The 22,494-nt window shown below is 69.1% G+C and carries 20 protein-coding genes; 9 read left to right on the forward strand and 11 right to left on the reverse strand.

The window, feature by feature from the left end; genetic code table 11:
* Nucleotides 1-13: 13 nt before the first annotated feature.
* Entirely contained in the window at nucleotides 14-3,466 is a 3,453-nt protein-coding gene (gene metH / locus VHC63_06285) for a methionine synthase (protein ID HVV36194.1), read from the forward strand.
* A complete protein-coding gene (locus VHC63_06290; protein HVV36195.1) occupies nucleotides 3,463-3,924 on the forward strand; it encodes an SAM-dependent methyltransferase in 462 nt (153 codons plus the stop codon). The genes metH and VHC63_06290 overlap by 4 nt, the downstream gene beginning before the upstream one ends.
* A 161-nt stretch (nucleotides 3,925-4,085) precedes the next feature.
* Here VHC63_06290 and egtB read toward each other — a convergent pair whose 3' ends face one another.
* The 7 genes from egtB to lpdA are packed head-to-tail and all read right to left on the reverse strand — an operon-like array spanning nucleotide 4,086 to nucleotide 12,738.
* Nucleotides 4,086-5,285, reverse strand: a complete 1,200-nt coding sequence (egtB, locus tag VHC63_06295; protein HVV36196.1) for an ergothioneine biosynthesis protein EgtB — start codon at nucleotides 5,283-5,285, stop codon at nucleotides 4,086-4,088.
* A complete protein-coding gene (gene egtD / locus VHC63_06300) occupies nucleotides 5,282-6,238 on the reverse strand; it encodes an L-histidine N(alpha)-methyltransferase (protein ID HVV36197.1) in 957 nt (318 codons plus the stop codon). The genes egtB and egtD overlap by 4 nt, the downstream gene beginning before the upstream one ends.
* Nucleotides 6,239-6,296: 58 nt before the next feature.
* Nucleotides 6,297-7,172, reverse strand: coding sequence for a hypothetical protein (locus tag VHC63_06305; GenBank protein ID HVV36198.1), 876 nt, complete (start codon nucleotides 7,170-7,172; stop codon nucleotides 6,297-6,299).
* A complete protein-coding gene (locus tag VHC63_06310) occupies nucleotides 7,169-8,266 on the reverse strand; it encodes a Xaa-Pro peptidase family protein (GenBank protein ID HVV36199.1) in 1,098 nt (365 codons plus the stop codon). Before VHC63_06310 ends, VHC63_06305 begins: the two co-directional genes overlap by 4 nt.
* The gene (gene lipA, locus VHC63_06315) at nucleotides 8,263-9,915 is read right to left on the reverse strand and encodes a lipoyl synthase (protein ID HVV36200.1); all 1,653 of its coding nucleotides are present in this window, start codon (nucleotides 9,913-9,915) and stop codon (nucleotides 8,263-8,265) included. The genes VHC63_06310 and lipA overlap by 4 nt, the downstream gene beginning before the upstream one ends.
* A gap of 5 nt (nucleotides 9,916-9,920) precedes the next feature.
* Entirely contained in the window at nucleotides 9,921-11,321 is a 1,401-nt protein-coding gene (locus VHC63_06320; GenBank protein ID HVV36201.1) for a dihydrolipoamide acetyltransferase family protein, read from the reverse strand.
* Nucleotides 11,314-12,738, reverse strand: a complete 1,425-nt coding sequence (gene lpdA, locus VHC63_06325; GenBank protein ID HVV36202.1) for a dihydrolipoyl dehydrogenase — start codon at nucleotides 12,736-12,738, stop codon at nucleotides 11,314-11,316. Before lpdA ends, VHC63_06320 begins: the two co-directional genes overlap by 8 nt.
* A gap of 139 nt (nucleotides 12,739-12,877) precedes the next feature.
* On the opposite strand from lpdA, the gene VHC63_06330 reads away from it, so the two are divergent.
* On the forward strand, nucleotides 12,878-13,642 hold the full coding sequence (locus VHC63_06330; protein HVV36203.1) for a thiazole synthase: 765 nt from the start codon (nucleotides 12,878-12,880) through the stop codon (nucleotides 13,640-13,642).
* A gap of 23 nt (nucleotides 13,643-13,665) precedes the next feature.
* Nucleotides 13,666-14,811 carry a 2-iminoacetate synthase ThiH gene (gene thiH / locus VHC63_06335; GenBank protein HVV36204.1) on the forward strand — a complete coding sequence of 382 codons (1,146 nt, stop codon included), beginning with the start codon at nucleotides 13,666-13,668 and terminating at the stop codon, nucleotides 14,809-14,811.
* Here thiH and VHC63_06340 read toward each other — a convergent pair whose 3' ends face one another.
* Entirely contained in the window at nucleotides 14,812-15,579 is a 768-nt protein-coding gene (locus tag VHC63_06340; GenBank protein HVV36205.1) for an SDR family NAD(P)-dependent oxidoreductase, read from the reverse strand. It abuts the gene before it with no gap.
* Between the two features lie 20 nt (nucleotides 15,580-15,599).
* On the opposite strand from VHC63_06340, the gene VHC63_06345 reads away from it, so the two are divergent.
* A complete protein-coding gene (locus tag VHC63_06345; GenBank protein HVV36206.1) occupies nucleotides 15,600-16,388 on the forward strand; it encodes a phosphotransferase in 789 nt (262 codons plus the stop codon).
* Here the strand turns inward: VHC63_06345 and VHC63_06350 are convergent.
* Entirely contained in the window at nucleotides 16,385-16,906 is a 522-nt protein-coding gene (locus VHC63_06350) for a ribonuclease H (GenBank protein HVV36207.1), read from the reverse strand. The two genes, VHC63_06345 and VHC63_06350, sit on opposite strands and share 4 nt — an antisense overlap.
* 47 nt (nucleotides 16,907-16,953) lie before the next feature.
* Here VHC63_06350 and aceE point away from each other — a divergent pair, with 47 nt between their 5' ends.
* The 4 genes from aceE (at nucleotide 16,954) to thiE (ending at nucleotide 21,202) form a co-directional block, all read left to right on the forward strand.
* The gene (gene aceE, locus VHC63_06355; protein ID HVV36208.1) at nucleotides 16,954-19,644 is read left to right on the forward strand and encodes a pyruvate dehydrogenase (acetyl-transferring), homodimeric type; all 2,691 of its coding nucleotides are present in this window, start codon (nucleotides 16,954-16,956) and stop codon (nucleotides 19,642-19,644) included.
* A 118-nt stretch (nucleotides 19,645-19,762) separates the two neighbouring features.
* Nucleotides 19,763-20,356, forward strand: a complete 594-nt coding sequence (locus tag VHC63_06360; protein ID HVV36209.1) for an HhH-GPD-type base excision DNA repair protein — start codon at nucleotides 19,763-19,765, stop codon at nucleotides 20,354-20,356.
* A 50-nt stretch (nucleotides 20,357-20,406) separates the two neighbouring features.
* Complete coding sequence (gene thiS, locus VHC63_06365; GenBank protein HVV36210.1) at nucleotides 20,407-20,556, forward strand: sulfur carrier protein ThiS; 150 nt, start codon at nucleotides 20,407-20,409, stop codon at nucleotides 20,554-20,556.
* A complete protein-coding gene (gene thiE / locus VHC63_06370; GenBank protein HVV36211.1) occupies nucleotides 20,549-21,202 on the forward strand; it encodes a thiamine phosphate synthase in 654 nt (217 codons plus the stop codon). The genes thiS and thiE overlap by 8 nt, the downstream gene beginning before the upstream one ends.
* On the opposite strand, the gene VHC63_06375 is transcribed toward thiE, so the two are convergent.
* The gene (locus VHC63_06375) at nucleotides 21,170-22,129 is read right to left on the reverse strand and encodes a YhjD/YihY/BrkB family envelope integrity protein (GenBank protein ID HVV36212.1); all 960 of its coding nucleotides are present in this window, start codon (nucleotides 22,127-22,129) and stop codon (nucleotides 21,170-21,172) included. The two genes, thiE and VHC63_06375, sit on opposite strands and share 33 nt — an antisense overlap.
* Before the next feature lies 1 nt (nucleotide 22,130).
* On the reverse strand, nucleotides 22,131-22,493 hold the full coding sequence (locus VHC63_06380) for a hypothetical protein (protein ID HVV36213.1): 363 nt from the start codon (nucleotides 22,491-22,493) through the stop codon (nucleotides 22,131-22,133).
* Nucleotide 22,494 lies beyond the last annotated feature (1 nt).

Consider the following 22,494-nt stretch of genomic DNA (forward strand, 5'->3'; position numbering starts at 1 on the left):
GCCTGTAGGGCAAATGCCTGACTATCTGGCCGCTGTCCACGATCGCGTCATCGTCTTCGACGGCGCGACCGGCACGAACCTGCACGCGCGCGATCTGACGATCGACGACTACGGCGGGCCGCAGTTCGAAGGTTGCCCCGAAATCCTCAACGTCACCCGGCCCGACGTCATCCGCGACCTGCATGCGTCCTTTCTCGATGTGGGCTGTGACGTGGTCGAGACGAACAGCTTCGGGGCGTTCTCGACCGTGCTCACCGAGTACGGCATCCCCGAGCGGGCCTACGAGTTGTCGCATCTCGCCGCCACCCTGGCGCGCGAAGTCGCCGACAGCTACGACGGCGAGCGCTTCGTTGCCGGTTCCCTCGGCCCGGGCACCAAGATGGCCACGCTCGGCTGGATCAGCTTCGCCGAGTTGCGCGACGCCTACGAGGTCGCCGCCCGCGGCCTCATCGACGGCGGCGCCGACCTCATCATCATCGAGACGTGCCAGGACCTGCTCCAGGTGAAGGCGGCGATGATCGGGGCGCGTCGCGCCATGAAGGCCGTCGGCCGCGCCGTGCCGATCCAGGCGCAGGTGACGATCGAAACGACGGGGCGCATGTTGCTCGGCACCGAGATCGGTGCCGCCCTCGCCGCCATCGGACCGATGCGGCCTGACGTGTTCGGTCTCAACTGCGCGACGGGCCCGAAGGAGATGCACGAGCACCTGCGGCATCTGTCGCACTACTCCCCCTTCCCGATCAGCTGCGTGCCCAACGCCGGGCTCCCCTCGATCGTCGACGGTCAGACGCATTACGACCTCACGCCCGAGCAACTCGCCGACGCCCACGCCCACAACGTCACCGAGCTCGGCATCACCGTCGTCGGCGGGTGCTGCGGCACCACGCCGGCGCACCTCAAGGCGGTCGTCGACCGTGTCCGCGGCCTCACGCCGCCGACGCGCACGCCCATCGTCGAGCCCAGCGTTTCGTCGCTGTTCTCGGCGGTGCCGCTGCGCCAGGAGACGAGCTACCTCGTCATCGGCGAGCGCACCAACGCCAACGGATCGAAGGCGTTCCGCGACGCACTCCTCGCCGAGGACTACGACACGTGCGAATCGATGGCCCGCGATCAGGTCAAGGAAGGCAGCCACGCCATCGACGTGTGCGTCGACTACGTCGGCCGCGACGGCGTGCCCGACATGAGCGAGTTGGCGCGCCGCTTCGCCGAGCGCATCGACGGCGTGATCGTCCTCGACTCGACCGAACCCGACGTCATCCGCGCCGGGCTCGAACGGCTCGGCTCGCGCGCCATCATCAACTCGGTCAATCTCGAAGACGGCGACGGCGAGAACACCCGCTTTCACAAGGTGCTGTCGATGGCCGCCGAGTTCGGCGCCGCGGTCGTATGCACCTGTATCGACGAAGAAGGCCAAGCGCGCACGCCGGAGTGGAAGCTGCGCGCCGCGCAGAAGATCCGCGACCTCGCCGTCAACCGCTACGGCCTGCGCGACGAGGACCTGCTCTTCGATCCCCTCGCCCTCACCATCGGTGCCGGTCTCGAAGAGTCCCGCGGCGACGGCGCGGCGACGATCGAGGGCATTCGCCTCATATCCCAGGAGCTGCCGAACTGCTTCACGACCCTCGGGTTGTCGAACATCTCCTTCGGGCTCAACCCGGCGCTGCGCCACGTCATCAACTCCGTCTTCCTGCACGAGTGCGTCGAGGCGGGGCTGACGAGCGCCATCGCCCACGCCGGCCGCCTGCTGCCGCTCAACCGCATCGACGACGAGGACAAGCAGCTCGCCCTCGACCTCATCTACGACCGCCGCCGCGACGGCTACGACCCGCTCACGATCCTGCTCAACAAGTTCGAGGGCGTGAAGGCGGGCGCGGTCGAGAAGGAGGACCGCAGCGGCTGGCCCGTCGAGGACCGCCTGAAGGCGCGCATCATCGAAGGCGACCGCAACGGTCTGACCGACGACCTCGACGAGGCACTGGCGACCACCGACGCCCTCGACATCCTCAACGACACGCTGCTCGACGGGATGAAGACCGTCGGCGATCTGTTCGGCCGCGGCGAGATGCAGTTGCCCTTCGTGCTGCAATCCGCCGAGGCGATGAAGGCGGCCGTCGCCCACCTCGAACCGCACATGCCCAAGACCGAGGACTCCACCAAGGGCCGCATCGTGCTCGCCACGGTCAAGGGCGACGTGCACGACATCGGCAAGAACCTCGTCGACATCATCCTCACCAACAACGGCTACGAGGTGTTCAACCTCGGCATCAAGGTGCCGCTCAACGACATGGTCCAGAAGGCGCGCGAGGTCGGCGCCGACGCCATCGGCATGAGCGGCCTGCTGGTGAAGTCGACGCTGATCATGCGCGAGAACCTCGAAGAGATGAACGCCTCCGGTCTGGCGGAGATGCCCGTCATCCTCGGCGGCGCCGCGCTCACCCGCACCTACGTCGAGCGCGACCTGCGCGAGGTGTACGAGGGCCGTGTGTTCTACGGCAAGGACGCCTTCGAGGGCCTGCACACGCTCGACGAGTTGATGACGAAGAAGCGCAGCGGCGAACTCGAGTCCGACACGACCTTCGGGATCGAGTTAGGCGGGAGGAATCTGCCGCGCCGCGCCGCCAAAGAAGCTGTCGACCCCTCGACGCTGCCGACGCGTTCGCCGTCGGTGGCGAGCGACAACAAGGTGTTCGTGCCGCCCTTCGTCGGATCGCGCATCATCAAGGGCGTCGCCATCGACGACATCGCCGCCTACATCAACGAGACGGCGCTGTTCCGCAACCAGTGGCAGTACCGCCCAGAGAGCGGGGAGGCGGACGACGAGTTCAAGACGCGTATCCGTCCGGAGTTGCGCAACCGTCTCGCCGAGGCGAAGGCGCTCGGCCTGCTCGTGCCGCAGGTGTCCTACGGGTTCTTCGCTGCCAACGCCGAGGGCAACGACATCGTCATCTGGAAAGACGACGACCGCTCCGCCGAGTGGCTACGCTTCAGCCTGCCGCGCCAGGACCACGACCCGTATCTGTGCATCGCCGACTTCGTGAAGGCCGACGAACCCGACTACGTGGCGTTCCATCTCGTGACGATGGGGCCGAACGTCAGCGAGTACACGGCGAAATTGTTCGCCGACAACAAGTACACCGACTATCTCCACGTGCACGGCCTCGGCGTCGAGATGGCCGAAGCCCTGGCCGAGCTGTGGCACCGCCGCATCCGCGAAGAGTGGGGATTTGCCGACGAGGACGGCCCGTCGATCGCCGGCCTGTTCCGCCAGCAATACCGCGGCGGCCGCTACTCCTTCGGCTATCCGGCGTGTCCCGATCTCGAGGACAACGTCAAGATCAACGAGCTGCTCGACGGGCCGTCCATCGGCGTCTCATGCGGTGAGGACACGTCGTTCCAGTACCAACCGGAGCAGACGACCTCCGCGTTGATCTGCCACCACCCGCAGGCCAAGTACTTCGTCGCGTGACGATCAACATCAACCCCGTCGGCTACGTACGCGGTGGGCGGAGCGAGGCGATCGACGACCACTGGGGCGAGGTCGAAGCCGTCATCGAACTCGACCCGCTGCAGTTCGATCGCGACGTGACCGCCGGGTTGGCCGACTTCAGCCACCTCGAGGTCGTGTACGTGTTCCACCTCGTGGACGAGGCGAAGATCGAGACGCGGGCGCGTCACCCGCGTAACAACCCCGAGTGGCCGCTCGTCGGCATCTTCGCCCAGCGCGCCAAGGGCCGGCCCAACCGCATCGGCGTGACCACGTGCGAGATCGTCGCCGTGGACGGGTTGCGTATCACGGTGCGCGGCCTCGACGCCATCGACGGCACACCCGTCGTCGACCTCAAGCCCTACATGACCGAGTTTGCGCCCCGCTCCGACGTGCGCGAGCCCGGGTGGGCCCACGAGCTCATGGCGGGTTACTGGTAGTACCGCCTACCAGGGCGTCGTCTCTCGACCACGCCCAGAGCGCGACCACGTCGATTTTCATTGCCGAGATATGGCGGCCAAATCGCGTCTATGACGCGAAATGGCCGCCATATCTCGGCATCAAACGCCGGATTGGTCGAAATCGAGCAGCAGCGAAGAGGTCAGCGCGCCAGGCGCACGCCACTGAAGGCCCAGCGGCAGTGGGGGCCGAAGAAGTTGCGGTACGTCGGGCGGGCGTGGCCCTTAGGCGTGGCGCAGCAGGATCCCTTCAGCACCTCCTGGTTGACCATGAACTTGCCGTTGTACTCACCGACGGCGCCCTCGGCCGGGGCGAAGCCGGGATAAGCGGTATACGACGACGCCGTCCACTGCCACACCGAGCCGTACCACTCGTCCGCGGTGGGGTGCAGGCACTTGAGGTCGAGTCCTGATCGCGCCGGCACCTTCTTCGGCGCGGCATGCTCCCACTCGAACTCGGTCGGCAGGCGGGCGCCGGACCACCGGGCGAAGGCGTCGGCCTCGTACCAACTCACGTGCACGACGGGTTCGTCGTCGCGCACGGCCAGCGGACCCCCCATGGTGAAGGTCCACCAGTCGTCGCCCTCGTGCCACCAGTACAGCGGCGAGTCCCATCCGTGTTCCTTGACGCAGGCCCAGCCGTCGGACATCCACAACTCCGGGCGCGCGTAGCCGCCGTCGTCCATGAACGCCTTCCACTCGCCACACGACACGAGCGATTCGCTGATCTCGAAGGGCTGTAGCAGGGCTTCGTGGCGCGGCGTCTCGTTGTCGAAACAGAACCCGTCGCCGTCGAACCCGATGTCGACGACGCCGCCCTCGTGCGCGGTCCACGTGCCCGCTTTCGAGCGGTCGATGGGCTGGTCCCACCACCGCGCCTTGCCGTAGTGCGGCTGCGTCGGGTTGACCGAGAGCACGTGCTTGATGTCCATCACGATCAGCTCCTGGTGCTGCTGCTCGTGATGGAGGCCGAGGGTCACGAGGTCACGCGGCGCGTCGTCGCGATCCAACAGGACGTGCATGTTGTCGTCGACGTGGTGCCGGTAGTCGCCGATCTCCCTGGCGCCCGGACGCGTCAGCAGGCCACGCTCGTTGCGGGCGTGACGCGGACCGACGGCCTCGTAATACGAGTTGAACAGGTACCGGTAGTTCGGGTCGAACGGTCGGTAGTTGCGCAACGACGGCGTGAGGAGGAACGTCTCGAAGAACCACGTGGTGTGGGCCCGGTGCCACTTTGTGGGCGACACGTCGGGCATCGACTGGACGGTCTGGTCCTCGGCCGACAGCGGTTCGGCCAGTTGCTCGGTCAGCTTGCGGACGGCGTCGTAGTCGAGTTCGGTCATCCGTCCACTCCCGCCAATGTCAAGAGAAAGTCGCCTGCGTCATCGGTCCATTGGTCCACGACCGACAGGCCGGCGTTACGCAATTCCTCGGCGACACCGCCGGGCGTGAACTTGGACGAAATCTCGGTGCGCAGCGCTTCACCCTCGGCGAAGGACACGTCGAGGTCGACATCGGCGATCCGCACCGACTGGTCGCGCCGCGACACGAGGTGCATCTCGATCCACTGGTGCTCCTCGTCGAACACGGCGCGGTGGACGAACCCGTCGACGTCGAAGTTGGCGTGCAGCTCGCGGTTGAGGTGCGAGAGCACGTTCACGTTGAACGCGGCGGTGACGCCGGCGGCGTCGTCGTAGGCGGCGACCAAGCGGGCCCGATCCTTGACCAGGTCGGTGCCGAGCAGGAACGTGTCGCCCGCGGCCATGCCGTTGCGCAGCGTGGCGAGCATCGCGGCGCGCCCCGCCGGATCCAGGTTGCCGATGGTCGAGCCCAGCAACGCGATCATGCGCCGCCCGCCCGTCGGCAGGTGGACGAGGTCGTGGCCGAAGTCGCCGACGATGCCGTGGATGTCGAGGCCGGGATACTCCTCGACGAGCGCCGCGGCCGTGTCGCGCAGCGTGGCCTCGGCGACGTCGAAGGGCACGTACGTGGCGGGCATCACCATGGCGTCGAGCAGCAGTCGCGACTTCTCCGAGTTGCCGGACCCGAGCTCCACCAGGGTGTCGGGCTGGGCCGCCAGCACTATGTCCTTGGCCCGGGTGCTCAGGATCTCCCGCTCCGCCCGGAACGGGTAGTACTCGGCCAACTTGGTGATCGCGTCGTACAGCTCGCAGCCCCGGGCGTCGTAGAACCACGTGGGAGACAGCGTCTTGGGCGACGCCGTCAGTCCGGTCACGACGTCGTTTCGGAGCGCGGCAGCCGACGCGGCCGAGTCGAGGAACACCTCTATCCGCATCATGTGAACAGTACGCAGACGGTGTAACGCGCAGATGGCGTGACCATGGCTAGAGGCATTACCCAGCTAAAACAGCCCGAGCCACGAGATCTGTTCCGAAGGCGGTGAGGATCGCCAGGTAAAGCAGCCCGGTAGCAGCCATAACAGCGCTATACGACCGTTCTTTGAGCGCCAGATTCGTGACGAAACACAGGCCGATCGTCGTCAGCGCGCAGGCGATCCAGAACCAGCCGAGCATGCCGCCGTAGCCGTCGTCGATGCGGCCGGAGAAGACCGAGAACATGCCCGTTGGCACGAGCAACAGTGCGACTTCGACGGGCCAGATACGAGCCAACCAGGTGTTGAGTTCGAACAGTGGCGCCCGCGGCAGGCCGGGCTGCACCAGGTACCAGTGGCCGAGAAGCATCGCGTCGGTCACGCAGCCGAGGAACGCCGCGCCGACAAGCGTGCGGGCCACCGACAGGGCGTGGGTGCCTGCGCCGCCGTGGGCATCGGCCAGCCCACCGGCGACGAGACCGATGATGCCGACCACCGGCGCCACGAGGTCGAGCCGCGGCGGGAACTCAGCGCCGGTCATCGCATCTTCGATCGTCGTCTGCGCTCCGGTCGGATGCTCGAGCATGGCCGCCACGCGCTCGTGCCGCGCGCTGGCCAATTCACGGGCGCCGGCCACGCCCGCCTTGCGCCGCGCCACCGACACCACCAGCGCCACGCCGCTTCCGACGACCACCGCGGTCGCGCTCACCTCGCGTACCGGGACGGCGCCGAACGCCACGCCGGCGGCGATCGCACCGATCGCCATCGTCATGAAGATGGCGCGCATCAACCAGCCGTAGCCGATGCCGAGCAGGCGACCCCGCGTCGTCACCCAGGTGAACAACAGCCCGCCGACGGCCCACTGGAGGAGGAAGGTCGCGGCGTCGAGTTTGATCACGCGACGACGACGAGGTCGTGGTTCGCCGTGTTCAGCGCGCGCGGCCCGTCCTCGGTCGCCACGACGATGTCTTCGAGACGCGCCCCGAACCGGCCGGGCAGATAAATGCCGGGCTCGACGGAGAACGCGTTGCCGGGCGCCAACAGCGTCTTGTTGCCCTCGACCATGTAGGGCTCCTCGTGCACGTCGCGGCCGATGCCGTGGCCGGTGCGGTGCGGGAAGAACTCGCCGAAGCCGGCGTCGGCGATCACGTCACGCGCCGCGCCGTCGACGTCGCCGCAGGGCGTGCCCACCAGCGCGGCGGTGATACCGGCAGCGTGGGCTTCGGTGATGACGGCGTAGATCTCTTCGAGTTCGGGCGACGGCTCACCGGTCACGACCGTGCGCGTGATGTCGGAGCAGTAGCCGTCGAGCACACCGCCGAAGTCGCACACCACCGCTTCGCCGGGACCGATGACGCGGTCACCCGGCTCGTGGTGCGGCGAGGCCGAATTCGGTCCCGACGCCACGATGACGAACGCCACCTTGTCGTGGCCCTCGGCGATCAGCCGGCGGCCGATGTCACCGGCAACCTCGGCCTCGGTGCGTCCGATGAATTTGATCTCGCCGGCGTGGATGGCGTTGGCGACACGGTCGGCGGCCGCGGACGCGCGCGCCAGGCAGTCGAGTTCGTCCGGGTCCTTTGCGGCCCGCAGCGGCGCGGTGATGAGCGACGCGGGGTGCCAGCGGCGCGCCGGCAACTCGTCCTGCAAGGCGAGCAGGAACTGCGACCACGTGTGATTCCCGATGGCGAGAGTGATGCGGCTGCCGACGAGACCCGCCACGAGCTTGATCGGATCGTCCGTCTCGTCCCACGGCAGCATCCGGAACAGGTCGGGACGATCCTCGACGCGGGGCGCTTCGAGCCGGGGCACCAACAACGTCGGCTCTTCCTTCGCCGGCACCACGAGCATGGTGAGGCGTTCGAGTGGCATGGCGTCGTAGCCGCACAGCCACGGCAGGTCGGCGCCCACCGACAGCAACAGCGCGTCGACACCCAGCTCGGTCATGCGCGCCCGGGCCCGGCCGAGCCGAGCCTGGAACGGCGTCGTCATCGCGCCACCACCATCGCGGCGTCGGCGGCCGAACGGGCGTGGTAGCTCGAGCGCGTGAGCGGCGAGCACTCGACGTGGGCGAAGCCGAGTTGTTCGGCCTCGGCGCGCAGCGTGGCGAACTCTTCGGGCGTCCACCAGCGCGCCACGGGCAGATGGTGCGCCGTCGGTCGCAGGTACTGGCCGACAGTGACGACGTCGACGCCGACGCCGCGCAGGTCGCGCAGCGCACCCATCACTTCGTCGTGGGTTTCGCCCAGGCCGACCATCACACCGGACTTGGTCATCAGCCCAGCCTTCTTCGCCCGGGCCAGGACCGCCAAACTGCGGGCGTAGCCGGCGGACGGGCGCACGGCGCGTTGCAGGCGGGCGACCGTCTCGAGGTTGTGGTTCAACACGTCGGGTCGGGCGTCGAAGATCGTCTGCAGCGAGGCGGCGTCGCCCTTGCAGTCCGAGATCAGCACCTCGACGTTGGTGCCGGGTGACGCGGCGCGCACCGCGGCGATCGTGGCGGCGAACGCGCCTGCTCCTCCGTCGGCGAGATCGTCGCGCGCCACGCACGTAATCACGACGTGCTTGAGGCCCAACTCGACGGTTGCCTCCGCGACCCGCCGCGGTTCGTCGGCGTCGAGCGGTTCGGGCTTGCGCGTGTCGACGAGGCAGAAGCCGCACGCGCGGGTGCAGCGCGACCCGTTGATCATGAACGTGGCGGTGCCGTCGTTCCAGCACTCGTAAATGTTCGGGCACCCCGCCTCCTCGCACACCGTCACCAGCGAGCGGTCGCGCAGCGTCTTGCGCAGCGCCTGGTACTCCGGTCCGAAGTCGGCCTTCACTCGCAGCCAGGACGGCTTGCGCTGGTCGACGGGTAGCGCCGTGGTGGTGTCGACGCCCGCGGCGTTGAGCCGCCCGAGCAACCGCACCGGCGCGCTCGACCCCTCCGCATGGGCGCGGCTGAACGCCGCAAGGTCGTCGGGCCTGTGCTGCCAGGCGACATCCGCGCGGTCGGTGGCGCCGACCCGGCGCACGACGGCGTCGGCGACCTCGCGCAACGACACGTCGACGCCCTCGGCGGCCATCGTCGTCACCGGGAACTCCGCGATGCCGCAGGGCACGATGTGATCGAACCACGACAGGTCGGTGTGCACGTTCAGGGCGAAGCCGTGCATGCTGCGACCGCGACTCACGCGCACGCCGATCGCGGCGATCTTGCGGGGCCCGCCGTAGGCCGGCCCGAAGAGATCGGGCGGGTGGGTGGGCGCGAAGTCGGCGACGCCGACCCACACGCCGGGATAGCCGTCGAAGCGCGAGGCCGCGAGGCCGAACTCACCCAGCACGTCGATGAGGACCTGCTCGATCCAGTGGACGTGGTTCGGGATGGCGCCGGTGCCCATCGCCACGTTCATGATCGGATAGCCCACCAGCTGGCCCGGGCCGTGGAAGGTGACATCACCGCCGCGGTCGGCGCGCACGCACGCCGCCCCCACCGACTCGGGCGAGACCAGGATGTTCGCCGGGTCGGTCCGCACGCCAAGCGTGTAGGTCGGTGGGTGCTCGACCAGCAGCAGCGCGTCGGTTTCGTCGTGCTCCCACAACCCGCGCATGAGCGCGAGGCATTCCTCGTAGGGAACGCGACCGAGCCAGCGCGCCCGCACGGTAGCTACGCCAGCTCCGTTGCCCAGTCCCTGGTTTCCAGGATCTCGCGGATCTTGGCGAGGAACGCCGAGGCGTAGGCGCCGTCGAAGGCGCGGTGATCCCACGACAGGCACAGGTTGCCGACGTGATGCACGGCAATGCCGTAGCCGCCACCCTCGAGGGGCACGGCGACGGGCTGGGGTTTGACGCCGTCGGTCGACAAGATCGCGACCTGCGGCTGGTTGATGATGGCGCGTGTGATGAGGGTGCCGTAGCCGCCGGCGTTGGTGATGGTGAAGGTGCCGCCGGCGATGTCGTCGGCGCCGAGCTTCTTGTTGCGGGCGCGGTTGGCGAGGTCGGCCGTCTCCCGGGCGAGAGCGCGCAACCGCTTGCCGTCCGCATCGTGGATGACGGGGACGATCAGGCCCTCGTAGTTGAGGTCGACCGCAATGCCGAGGTTGATGTAGTTGTGCTGAATCAGCTCGTCGTTGCCGACCGACGAGTTGACGATCGGGAACTCACGCAGCGCGTCGACGACCGCACGGCAGATGAACGGGATGTAGGTGAGGCCGACGCCCTCCTGCGCGCGGAACGCTTCCTTCTGGGCAGCGCGCACGATCTCTACGTTCTCGTAGTCGACCTCGGTGGCCACGAGCGTGTGGGCCGAGGTCTGCAACGAACGGATCATGTGCTCGGCGGTGCGCCGGCGGATGTTGGAGAACGGGATGACCGTGTCGCGCTCGCCGGCGCGCACCGCCGGCTGCGGCGCCGGGGCGGGCGCGGGTGCAGACGCCGCCGGCGCTGGAGCCGCTGCGGGTGCAGCCGAAGCCGGGGGCGCGGCGGGCGCGCTGGCGGCGCGGTTGTCGAGGGCGGCGAGAACGTCGTTGCGCGTGATGCGACCGCCGGCGCCGGTCCCGGTGATGGTCGACGGGTCGAGGTTGTTCTCGGCGAGCAGCTTGCGCACCACCGGCGACAGCACACCGGCGGCCCCGTCGGACGACGCCGCCGGAGCGGGTACGGCTGCCGGCGGCGCAGCCGGCGGGGGCGTCGGCGCTGGTGGCGCCGGCGGGGACTGCGGCGCAGGGGCCGGCGCCTCCGACACGGGCGCGGCCACCGTCGCCGGTTCCTCGGCGGGTGCGGGTGTAGGCGTCGCCGGCGCGGGCGCGGCGGGCGCAGGCGCGACGCCGGCGGCACCGTCGCCCACGACGGCGAGCACCGCGCCCACCGGCACGGTCTCGCCTTCGGCAACCTTGATCTCGGTGATGACACCGCTCACCGGCGACGGCACCTCGGAGTCGACCTTGTCGGTCGACACCTCGAAGAGGATCTCGTCCTCCTTGACGCTGTCGCCGACCTGCTTCGCCCAGCGGGTGATGGTGCCCTCGGTGACGGTCTCACCGAGTTGGGGCATCGTGATCTCAGCCATGGAGTCCTCTTCCGGTCAGAGCGATCACCGTCTCCCCGAACAGCTCGGACAGGCTCGGGTGCGGTTGGATGAACGCGCTCACCTCGTCAACGGTTGCTTCCCAGTTCACCGACAGGTAGGCCTGGCCCAGCTGCTCGGTCACCCATGGCCCGACCATGTGCACACCCAGGATCGTGCCCGCCTTGCCGCTCGCGTCCTTGGCGGCGATGACCTTCACCAGGCCATCGGCGTCGCCGATGATCAGCGCCCGGCCGTTGCCGACGTAGCGGTGCTTCGACACGGCGACGTCGTAGCCGGCGTCACGCGCCGCCTGTTCGGTGAGCCCGGCGTAGGCGACCTCGGGATAGGTGTAGATGCACATCGGCACCTTCGAGTAGTCGACGGGCATCGCCGGCTCGCCGAGGATGACCTTGATGGCGAGCATGCCTTCGGCGAAGCCGACGTGGGCCAGCTGCGGGTGGACGCGCACGCCGTCGACGGCGATGAGGTCGCCGAGCGCGTAGACGTTGGCCACGTTGGTGCGCATCCAGGGGTCGACCTTCACGAAGCCGCGTTCGTCGACGGCGACGGGCGAGCCTTCGCCCAGCAACCCGTCGGACAGGGGGCGGCGGCCGACCGACATCACGACGATGTCGGCGGTGACCGTCTCGCCTTCGCCGAAGGTGACCGTGGTCTGCTTGCCGTCAGCCGTGGGCTGATGGCCCTTCACCTCGACGCCGGTGCGCACGTCGATGCCGCGCTTCTTGAACGAGCGGGCGACGACGTCGGCGGCGTCCTTGTCGACGCCGGTGAGGATCTGGGGCAGGAACTCGAGGACCGTCACCTGCACGCCGAGGTCGCTCATCGACGAGGCGAACTCGCAGCCGATGGCGCCGCCCCCGACGACGACCGCGCTCGACGGCAGCGTGTCGAGCATCAACACCTCGTCGGAGGTGAGCACGTACTTGCCGTCGATGTCGAAGCCCGGCAGCGTGCGCGGCACCGAACCGGACGCCAGCAGCACGCTGTCGCCGTGCAGCTCGGTGCCGGCGGCGTCGCCGTCGACCACGCGCACGACGCCGTCGGCGTCGAGGCGCCCGGTGCCGAGGAACGTCGTGATCTTGCGCTGCTTCATCAGGCCTTGGAGGCCCTTCCAGAGCTGGTCGACGACCTTCTGCTTGCGCTGCTGGCTAGTGGCGAACTCGACGGTCGGCTGGTCCGAGACGATCCCGAAGTCCTTGGCGTGACTCACCGTCCGGTAGACGGTGGCCGTCTCGAGATACTCCTTGGCGGGGATGCAACCTCGGTGCAGGCACGTGCCCCCGACCTTTTCCTTCTCGACCACGGCGATGTTGAGTCCGGCGCTGGCGCCGTAGAGCGCGGCGGCGTATCCGGCGGGGCCGCCGCCGATGACGACGACGTCGAAGTGTTCGCTCACGACGCTGAGCCTAGGGGACGCCGGGCTAGCGGCTAGCAAGCAGGATCTGGATCACGAAGGCCAAGACAATGACCACGCCCGTCGCCAGCGCCAAACCGATCAGGACCCGTGTAGGCACGCCGGTAGGGTACGTCTCGCGATGGACGAATTGGTTATTGCCGGGCGCGCGTTTGGTTCGCGTCTCTTCCTCGGGACGGGCAAGTTCCCGTCGAACGCCGCCCTGCGCGCCGCCATCGACGCGTCGGGCAGCGAGATGGTCACCGTGGCGCTGCGCCGCGCCGACCCGACCGCCGACGACGACATCGTCGACGCCATCCCGCCGTCTGTCTTGTTGCTGACCAACACCTCCGGCGCCATGAACGCGGACGAGGCCGTGCGCATCGCCCGCCTGGCGCGCGCCGCCGGCTATCCCGACTGGATCAAGCTCGAGTTGACTCCCGAGCCGCGCTACCTGCTGCCCGACGGCGTCGAGACGCTGTCGGCCGCCGAGAAGCTCGTGGCCGACGGCTTCACCGTGCTCCCCTACGTCAACGCCGATCCGGTGCTCTGCAAGCGCCTCGAAGAGGTGGGCTGCGCCACCGTGATGCCGCTCGGGTCCTGGATCGGCTCGAACCAGGGGCTGCGGACGCGGGGCGCGCTCGAGATCATCATCGAGCAGGCACGCGTCCCCGTTGTCGTCGACGCCGGTCTCGGCGCACCGAGCCACGCGGCGGAGGCGATGGAGATCGGCGCCGACGCCGTGCTCGTCAACACCGCCATCGGCACCGCCGCCGACCCGGCGCTCATGGCTACCGCGTTCCGCGACGCAGTGGTCGCGGGCCGCACCGGTTATCTGGCCGGCCTGGCGCCGGCGCGACGCGTCGCCGAGGCGTCGTCACCCCTGACCGGTTTTCTCGACTCGTGACATCACACCGGACGGGCACGCCGGTGGATCTGGTCTCACGGCCGCGCGAAGTGCCGGTCGACTCAGCGGCGGCCGATCTGCTCGCCACCGACCTCGACGCAGCGCGCGCCTTCGTCGACCACGCCGCCGACGCCGACGTCACCCGCGCGCTGTCGCGTGGCCGCCACCGCGACCTGCACGACTTCGCGGCGCTGCTGTCGGCGCCCGCCGCGCTCCGACTCGAAGAACTCGCGGTCGCAGCACGCGACGCGACGCTGCAGCGCTTCGGCCGCGCCCGCTCGCTGTTCGCCCCGCTGTACGTGTCGAACGAATGCGTGTCGGTGTGCACCTACTGCGGCTTCTCGGCGGGCAACGACGTGGCGCGCCGCACGCTCTCGCTCGCCGAGGTGCGCGCCGAGTGCGCTGCGCTGGCGGAGCGCGGGTTCCGGCACGTGCTGCTCGTCGCCGGCGAGCACGCCCGCATCGTGAGCAAGGACTACCTCGTCGACTGCGTCGGCGCCGCGGCCGAGACGATGGCGAGCGTGGCGGTCGAGGTGCAGGTGTGGGACGAACCCACCTATGTGCGCCTCGTCAACGCCGGCGCCGACGGCGTCGTCGTGTACCAGGAGACCTACGACCGCCACACGTACGCGCAGGTGCACCGGCTCGGCAAGAAGCGCAACTACGAGTGGCGCCTCGCCGCCCCGGACCGGGCAGCCGCCGCCGGCGCCCGCAAGCTCGGCATCGGCGCCCTTCTCGGACTGCACGGCGACTGGCGCGCCGAAGCGCTGGCCGTCGCCGCCCACGGGCGCGCCCTGACACGCCGGTGGTGGCGCGCCGAAGTCTCGGTGTCAGTGCCGCGGCTGCGTCCCGCGGCGGGCGGCTACGAACCGGCCGACCCGGTCGACGACCGCGCCTTCACCCAACTGATCTGCGCGCTGCGGCTGTTCCTGCCCGACGCCGGCATCACGCTGTCGACGCGCGAGCCCGCCGTGCTGCGCGACGCCCTCGTCCCACTCGGCGTCACCACGCTCTCGGCCGGCTCACACACCGAACCGGGGGGCTACGCGGCGGAGTCCGACGCCGAGCCGCAGTTCGAGATCAGCGATACCCGCTCGCCCGCGGAGGTCGCCGCCGCCCTGCGCGGCCGCGGCTACGACCCCGTGTGGAAGGACTGGACCCGCCTGTAGCTATTTCGGCTGCATGCGGATGCCGCCGTCGAGGCGGATCGTCTCGCCGTTGAGGTAGCCGTTGTCGATAATCGCCATGACGAGGGCCGCGTACTCGTCGGGCACGCCGAGACGCTTCGGATACAGCACGCTGTCGCCGAGCGACTTGCGCGCCGGCTCCGGCAGCATCGCCAGCAGCGGCGTGTCCATCAGGCCGGGCGCAATCGTGTTCACGCGAATGCCGACGGCGGACAGGTCGCGCGCCGCAGGCAACGTCATCCCGACGACGCCGCCCTTCGACGCCGAGTAGGCGAGCTGGCCGATCTGGCCGTCGAAGGCCGCCACCGACGCCGTGTTGACGATGACCCCGCGATCGCCGCCGGGCGTCGGGTCGGTCTGGGCGATCTTGGACGCGGCGAGCGTCATCACGTTGAACGTGCCGATCAAGTTGATGCCGATGACGAAGTTGAACGACGCCGGGTCGTGGGGCGAGTTGTCCTTGTTGATCGTGCGCACGCCGATGCCGAGACCGGCGCAGTTGACGCAGACCCGCAGCGCACCCGCCGCCGCTGCCTGCTCGACGCCCGCCGCGCACTCCTCGTACTTCGTCACGTCGGCCGCCGCGAAGTTCGCCCCGCCGCCGAGCTCCTTGGCCAGCGCCTGGCCGGCATCGGCGTTGCGGTCGAGGATGGTTACGGCGACGCCCGCCTGATGCAGACGACGCACCGTCGCCTCGCCGAGACCCGACGCGCCGCCCGTGACAATTGCTGATGCTCCCTGGAGATCCATGGGCGTACGTTAAACGGCGCATGCCCGAAGGCCACGAGCTGGCGAGCGCCCGCAGCAACGTCGTGCGCGTCGGCGACGTCGTCCACCGGGCGGCGGGGCCATGGTCGGCGTCGGTGCAGGCATTGCTCCGTCACTTGGAAGCCGCCGGGTTTGCCGGCGCACCGCGTGTCGTCGGCACCGGCTTCGACGACGCCGGCCGCGAAACGCTCACGTTCATTCCCGGTGATTTCGTCCACCCGCACCCGTGGTCCGACGAGGGCATCGCAGCGGTCGGCGCTCTCCTGCGCGAGCTGCACGAGGCGTCGCGGTCGTTCACTCCGCCGCCCGATGCGGCGTGGCAGCCGTGGTTCACGCGCGACGCGTCGTCCGCGGTGTTCGGCCACGGCGACGTCGGGCCGTGGAACATCGTGGCCCGCGACGGCGTGCCCGTCGCCCTCATCGACTGGGAGTTCGCCGGCCCCGTCGACCGACTCGACGAGGTCGCCCATGGCGCCTGGCTCAACTGCCAGCTCCACGACGAGATCGTCGCGGCGCGCAATGACCTGCCGTCGCCCGAGGAGCGCGCCCGCCAACTTCGGTTGTTCGCCGACGGGTACGGGCTCGATGCCGGCGAACGCGCCGGTCTGGTCAGCCGCATGATCGACTTCGCCGTGCGCGACGCCGCCAACGAGATCGACGAGCCGGGCGCGCTCAAGATGGCGAAACGCCCGACGGGACCCGACGATGCCGGCTGGGGCGTCGCCTGGCGCGTCCGGTCGGCCCATTGGTTGGTGCGTCACCGCGAGCTGCTAACAGCCGCGCTCCGCTAAGGAAGTTCGAAGAGACGCTGGACGGGATCAGCGACGTCGCCCTCGACCGGTTCTACTGCGACAACTTCGTCGGGCTTCTCGGGCGCCACACTCCCGCGCTGGCTCAACGATGCCGCCACCGCGAGCTCGTCGGCGCGCGCGTTCATCGGGTCGCGGCCGTGACCCTTCACCCACTTGAACGCGATCTCGTCGCGCCGCGACAGGTACAGCTCGATCAGCGGTTCCCACAGGTCGCGGTTCGCTACCGGCTTCTTCGCGGCGTTGAGCCAACCGCGCCGCTTCCACCCGTCCCACCACTTGTCGCGGAAGCAGTTCACGACGTAGGTCGAGTCGCTCATGATCGTGACGGGGCCGGCGTCATAATGCCGCAGGGCCTCGAGCACGGCCATGACCTCCATGCGTTGGTTGGTCGACGGGTTCTCGCATCCCGACGCGAACGGGCCGTCCACGTCGACCCACGCCCAGCCCCCGGGTCCCGGGTTCCCGCTGCACGCGCCGTCGGTATACACAGTCTTCATAGAGCGACTGATCATTACCGCCCGGTAGCCCTCCTACGATGGATCATGTGATCTTCGACGGGTACAGCCATCAGCTTCCCGATACCGACCCCTCCGAAACCAAGGAGTGGATCGACAGCTTCGACGCCATCGTCGACGCCGAGGGCAAGAACCGCGCCCGCTTCCTCCTCATGAAGTTGCTCGAGCGCGCCCGCGAAGCCGGCGTCGGCTTCCCGGCCACCGTCTCGACGCCCTACATCAATACGATCCCCCGCGACGCGGAGCCATGGTTCCCCGGCGACGAGTTCATCGAACGCCGCATCCGCGCCTTCATTCGCTGGAACGCCGCGGTCATGGTGACCCGGGCCAACACCCGCAGCGAGGGCATCGGCGGGCACCTGTCGACCTTCGCGTCCTCCGCGTCGCTCTACGAGGTCGGCTTCAACCACTTCTTCCGCGGCAAGGACGACGGCCAGTTCGGCGACCAGGTGTACTTCCAGGGCCACGCCGCGCCCGGCATCTACGCCCGCGCCTACCTCGAAGGGCGACTCACCGAGTCCCAGCTCGACCACTTCCGCATGGAAGTCGGTGGCGGCGGACTCTCGTCGTATCCTCACCCGCGCCTGATGCCCGACTTCTGGGAGTTCCCCACGGTGTCGATGGGCCTCGGCCCGCTCCAGGCGATCTACCAGGCGCGGTTCAACCGTTACCTGCTCAACCGCGAGATCGCCGATACCAGCCGCGCCAAGGTGTGGTGCTTCGTGGGCGACGGCGAGTGCGACGAACCCGAAACGCTCGGTGCGCTGTCGCTCGCCGCGCGCGAGGGCCTCGACAACCTCATCTTCGTCGTCAACTGCAACCTGCAACGCCTCGACGGGCCCGTGCGCGGCAACGGCAAGATCATCCAGGAACTCGAAGCGGTCTTCCGCGGCGCGGGCTGGAACGTGATCAAGGTCATCTGGGGCTCCAAGTGGGACGAGCTGCTCGCCCGCGACACCGACGGCGTGCTGCTCAACCAGATGAACACCACGGTCGACGGCGCGTTCCAGAAGTACTCGGTGTCCGACGGCGCCTACATCCGCGAGCACTTCTTCGGTCCCGACCCGCGCCTGCGCAAGATCGTCGAGCACCTCAGCGACGCCGAGATCCACGCCCTGCCCCGCGGCGGCCACGACTACCGCAAGCTGTACGCCGCGTACAAGGCGGCGGTCGAACACGCCGGCGCCCCCACGGTCATCCTCGCCAAGACCATCAAGGGCTGGACGCTCGGCCCCGAGATCGAGTCGCGCAACGCCACCCACCAGATCAAGAAGATGACCAAGGCGCAGTTGCTGGCGATGCGCGACACGCTGTACCTGCAGGAGGAGATCCCCGAGAAGGCACTCGACGACAAACTGCCGCCGTACTACCGGCCCGCCGACGGCTCCGAAATCCACGAGTACCTGATGACGCGGCGCAAGGCGCTCGCCGGCTCACTGCCGCGGCGCCTACCGCGGGTGAAGCTGCGCGAGCTGCCGGCGCCGGCGGCGTTCAAGGAATTCCACGACGGCTCCAAGAGCCAGGCCGTCTCGACGACGATGGCCTTCGCCCGCCTGATCCGCAATCTCCTGCGCGACCCGGCGATCGGCAAGCGCGTCGTGCCGATCGTGCCCGACGAAGCGCGCACGTTTGGCATGGACGCGTTGTTCAAGGAGTTCGAGATCTACGCTCCGTTCGGCCAGCAGTACGACCCCGTCGACAAGGAACTGCTCCTGTCCTACACGGAAGCGAACGACGGCCAGTTGCTCGAAGAAGGCATCACCGAGGCCGGCTCGATGTGCTCGTTCATCGCCTCGGGCACGGCGGCGACGACGTGGGGTGCGCCGATGATCCCGTTCTTCATCTTCTATTCGATGTTCGGGTTCCAGCGCGTCGGCGACCTCACGTGGGCGGCGGGCGACATCGGGGCGCGCGGCTTCATGCTCGGCGCCACCGCCGGGCGCACCACCCTCAACGGCGAAGGCCTCCAGCACGAGGACGGCCACTCCCTGGTGCTCGCCTCGACGGTGCCGAACGTCGCCGCCTACGACCCGGCGTTCGCCTACGAGGTCGCCGAGATCATCCAGGACGGCATCGCCCGCATGTACGGGCCCGAGGACCGCGACGAGTTCTTCTACATCACGCTCTACAACGAGAACTACGTGATGCCGGCGATGCCTCCCGACATCGGCGACGGCATACGGCGCGGGCTGTACCGCTTCGAGGCGGCACCGGCCGGACCGTCGCGCCGCGCCACCATCCTGTTCTCCGGTTCGGCGTCGCAGGCGGCGCTGGCGGCCCGCGACGCGCTGGCGGCCGACTACGACGTGGCCGCCGAGGTGTGGAGTGCCACGTCGTACAAGGCGTTGCGCGAGGACGCGCTGGCCGTCGAGCGCGACAACCGCCTGCACCCGTCGCGCGAGCCGCAGCGGCCCTTCGTCACCGTGGCGCTCGCAGACTCCGAAGGCCCGATCGTCGCTGTCACCGACTTCATGAAGTCGGTGCCCGACCAGGTCGCCCGCTGGGTGCCGCGTTCCTACACGACGCTCGGCACCGACGGCTTCGGTCGCTCGGACACCCGCGAGGCGTTGCGCCGCCACTTCGAAACCGACACCGGCCACATCGTCGTCGCCGTCCTGAGCGCACTGGCGGCCGCGGGCGAAGCCGACCCCGAGGAAGTCGAGAAGGCGATCGCCCGCTACGAGATCAACGCCGACGCGCCCGACCCCCGCACGACGTAGCCAATCGCGGGACGGTTTCCCGCCGCTTTTTGGCGGCCATTTCGCGTCTACGACGCGATATGGCCGCCAGAAATGGGCACGAGAGTTGCGTCGCGCCGCCGTCGGTAGGATGCGGTGTATGGCGGCGACGAGGTTGCGCATCACCGGCAACGACGAGGCTGACGCGCTCAACGCCACCAATCCGCTTGCCTTGCTCATCTCGATGGTGCTCGACCAGCAGATCCCGCTGGAGTGGGCGTTCCTCGGCCCCTACACGCTGACGCAGCGGCTGGGGACCAACCTCGACGTGGCGAAGTTGGCGGCGATGGACGAGAACACGCTCGTCACGATCTTTTGTGACCGGCCGGCGCTGCACCGCTACCCCGCGGCGATGGCGCGGCGCGTGCACGAACTGTGCAATCTCATCGCCGACGAGTACGACGGCGAGCCCGAGGCGATCTGGACGACGGCGGCCGACGGCAAAGAGCTGTTCAAGCGCGTGAAGGCACTGCCCGGCTTCGGCGAGATGAAGGCTCGCATCTTCGTGGCCCTGCTGGCCAAGCAGTTCGGTGTGAAGCCCGCCGGCTGGGAAGACCAGGCGAAGGACTACGGCAAACCCGACACCTTTCTGTCGGTAGCCGACATCGTCGACGACGCGAGCCTGAGCAAAGTGCGCGCCTTCAAGGCCGAGAAGAAGGCGGCGGCCAAAGCGGCGGCCGCCAAGACGTCCTGATCACCGTCGTCGCCAACGGCGAGTCGGTCAGCTGCCCGGACGGCTCGACGGTGCTCGACTTGCTGGCGCAGCTCGGTTGGGCCAAACGCACCGTTGCCGTCGAGCACAACGGCAACGCCCTGCTCCGCGGCGAGCACGCGTCGGTAGCCCTGGGCGACGGCGACGTCGTCGAGATCGTGAAGGCCGTCGCCGGTGGCTGACCACGGGCTGGGCGACCGCCACCTCTACCTGTGCACAGCCGATCGGCCCGATCTGGTTGCGTTCGTCGACGCCTGCATCCGCGGCGGCGTCGACATCGTGCAGCTGCGCGACAAGGACGCCGACGCCCGCACGATCATCGAGCGCGCCACCCTCGCGCGCTCCGTGTGCCGCGACCACGGTGTGCCGTTCATCCTCAACGACCGCGCCGACCTAGCGCTCGACTGCGACGCCGACGGCGTGCACGTCGGCCAACAGGATGCGCCGCCCGCGCTGGTGCGCCGCATCGTCGGCGCCGACAAGATCGTCGGTCTCTCGACGCGTGGGGGCGAGCAGTTGGCCGCGGCGCACGACGAGCCGATCGACTACGCGTCGGTCGGGCCGGTGCACGCCACGGCCACCCACCCCGAGCGCGCGCCGGTCGGCCTCGACACACTGCGCGCGGCAGCGGCGACTGCGTCGCTGCCCTTCGTCGTCACCGGGAACGTCAATCCCGACACCGTCGGCCCGATGCTCGCCGCCGGTGCCACGCGCTTCGTCGTGGTGCGGTGGTTGACCGAGGCGAGCGACCCCTACGCCGCGGCGCTACGGCTCCGCGCCGCGATCGACGCCGGGCTACGCGGTGCGGCGGCGCCAGCCGGTGCGTAGCAACTGCTCAGGCCGGCGGCGTTCCGACTCGGCGATGGCGTCGAGCACCTTGCGGTCGGCATCGGTCAGCGGCGGCTGCACGATGCTGCGGGGCCACAGCTTGCGGGTGCGCACGACGTTGACTTCCGCGGCGTAGAGCATCAGCTGCGCCGTGAGGAACAGCCACGAGACGAGGCCCAGCACGCTGCCGAAGAAGCCGTAGAGCTGCGACGCGTTCTTCAGCGTGTGGCCGACCAGCAGCGTGCCGATGGCCTGCAGAAGGGTCCAGCCGATACCGGCGATGACCCCGCCGGGGACGAGGTCGTGCGTGGCGATCTCGGGCGTCAGCACCCGGAACAACACGATGACCAAGCCGACGTTCACCACGGTGATGCCGAGCTGCGCGACGACCCGCGACGCGATCGCCCCGGGCGTGAACGCCGCCAGCGCGGTGACGAACGTCGTCAGGGCGACGCCCGCACCGAGGGCGACGACGAAGGCCACGCTGCGGGCCAGCCGCGGGAAGAAGCCCGGTCGCTTCACCGCTGGGATGTTCCACACCTCCGCCATCGCCAGCTGCGCCGCCTGACTCAAACCCAGCGAACCCCACAACAGACCCGCCGAGCCGATGACAACGGCGACGACACTGCCCTTCAACGGATGCACGGAGTTCGCCAGTTGGGAGCCCACGATCGGGAAGTCGCGCAGCGCCGAGTGCAGGATGGCGTCGCGCACGCCGGGATTGCGGTCCGTGACGAAGCCGAGGATCGTCGTCAACAACAGCAGCAGCGGGAAGATCGCCAGGAACGCGTCGTAGGCCAGCAGCGACGCCAGCATCCCGGCGCGGTCGTCGCCGAACTTCTTCGACACGCCGAAGCAGAACGCCAGGGGGCGGTTCGCCTGCTGGCGGCGATCGAGGCCGCGCACGACCTTCTCGATCGGGTTCACGTCACGGCTCCTCGTCAGGAAAGAGCACCGCGGGCTCACCTTCTTCCCGCTCGTCGAAGAGCAGCGCGACGACATCCGCGTCCTCGGGACTCGCGGTCGGTCCGTAGCCGACGACGAGGGTGCCTTCGACGGTGCACCACGGGCAGCGAACCACCGCAACCATCGCCATGTCGGCGGGGTCGCTCGGCCCTTCGGCGCGGGCGATGCCTTCGACGTGCACGTCCTGCGCGTCGCTCACCGTGCGGCAGGCGCCGCAGCGCAGCTTGCCTTCGGGTTCGACGCCGAACGACATGACGTAGCCCTGCTCCTCGTAACGCGCCAGCACTTCGGTGACCGTGAGGCCCGGGGGTACGTCGGCGTTCATC

Source organism: Acidimicrobiales bacterium, assembly GCA_035546775.1.
Lineage (GTDB): Bacteria > Actinomycetota > Acidimicrobiia > Acidimicrobiales > JACCXE01 > JACCXE01.

Bases quoted from the DNA above. Each gene is read 5' to 3' on its own strand.
- metH (HVV36194.1), top strand. From the start codon at position 14: ATGCCTGACTATCTGGCCGCTGTCCACGATCGCGTCATCGTCTTCGAC.
- egtB (HVV36196.1), bottom strand. From the start codon at position 5,285: ATGACCGAACTCGACTACGACGCCGTCCGCAAGCTGACCGAGCAACTG.
- egtD (HVV36197.1), bottom strand. From the start codon at position 6,238: ATGCGGATAGAGGTGTTCCTCGACTCGGCCGCGTCGGCTGCCGCGCTC.
- VHC63_06310 (HVV36199.1), bottom strand. From the start codon at position 8,266: ATGACGACGCCGTTCCAGGCTCGGCTCGGCCGGGCCCGGGCGCGCATG.
- VHC63_06320 (HVV36201.1), bottom strand. From the start codon at position 11,321: ATGGCTGAGATCACGATGCCCCAACTCGGTGAGACCGTCACCGAGGGC.
- VHC63_06330 (HVV36203.1), top strand. From the start codon at position 12,878: ATGGACGAATTGGTTATTGCCGGGCGCGCGTTTGGTTCGCGTCTCTTC.
- VHC63_06340 (HVV36205.1), bottom strand. From the start codon at position 15,579: ATGGATCTCCAGGGAGCATCAGCAATTGTCACGGGCGGCGCGTCGGGT.
- VHC63_06345 (HVV36206.1), top strand. From the start codon at position 15,600: ATGCCCGAAGGCCACGAGCTGGCGAGCGCCCGCAGCAACGTCGTGCGC.
- VHC63_06350 (HVV36207.1), bottom strand. From the start codon at position 16,906: ATGAAGACTGTGTATACCGACGGCGCGTGCAGCGGGAACCCGGGACCC.
- VHC63_06360 (HVV36209.1), top strand. From the start codon at position 19,763: ATGGCGGCGACGAGGTTGCGCATCACCGGCAACGACGAGGCTGACGCG.
- VHC63_06380 (HVV36213.1), bottom strand. From the start codon at position 22,493: ATGAACGCCGACGTACCCCCGGGCCTCACGGTCACCGAAGTGCTGGCG.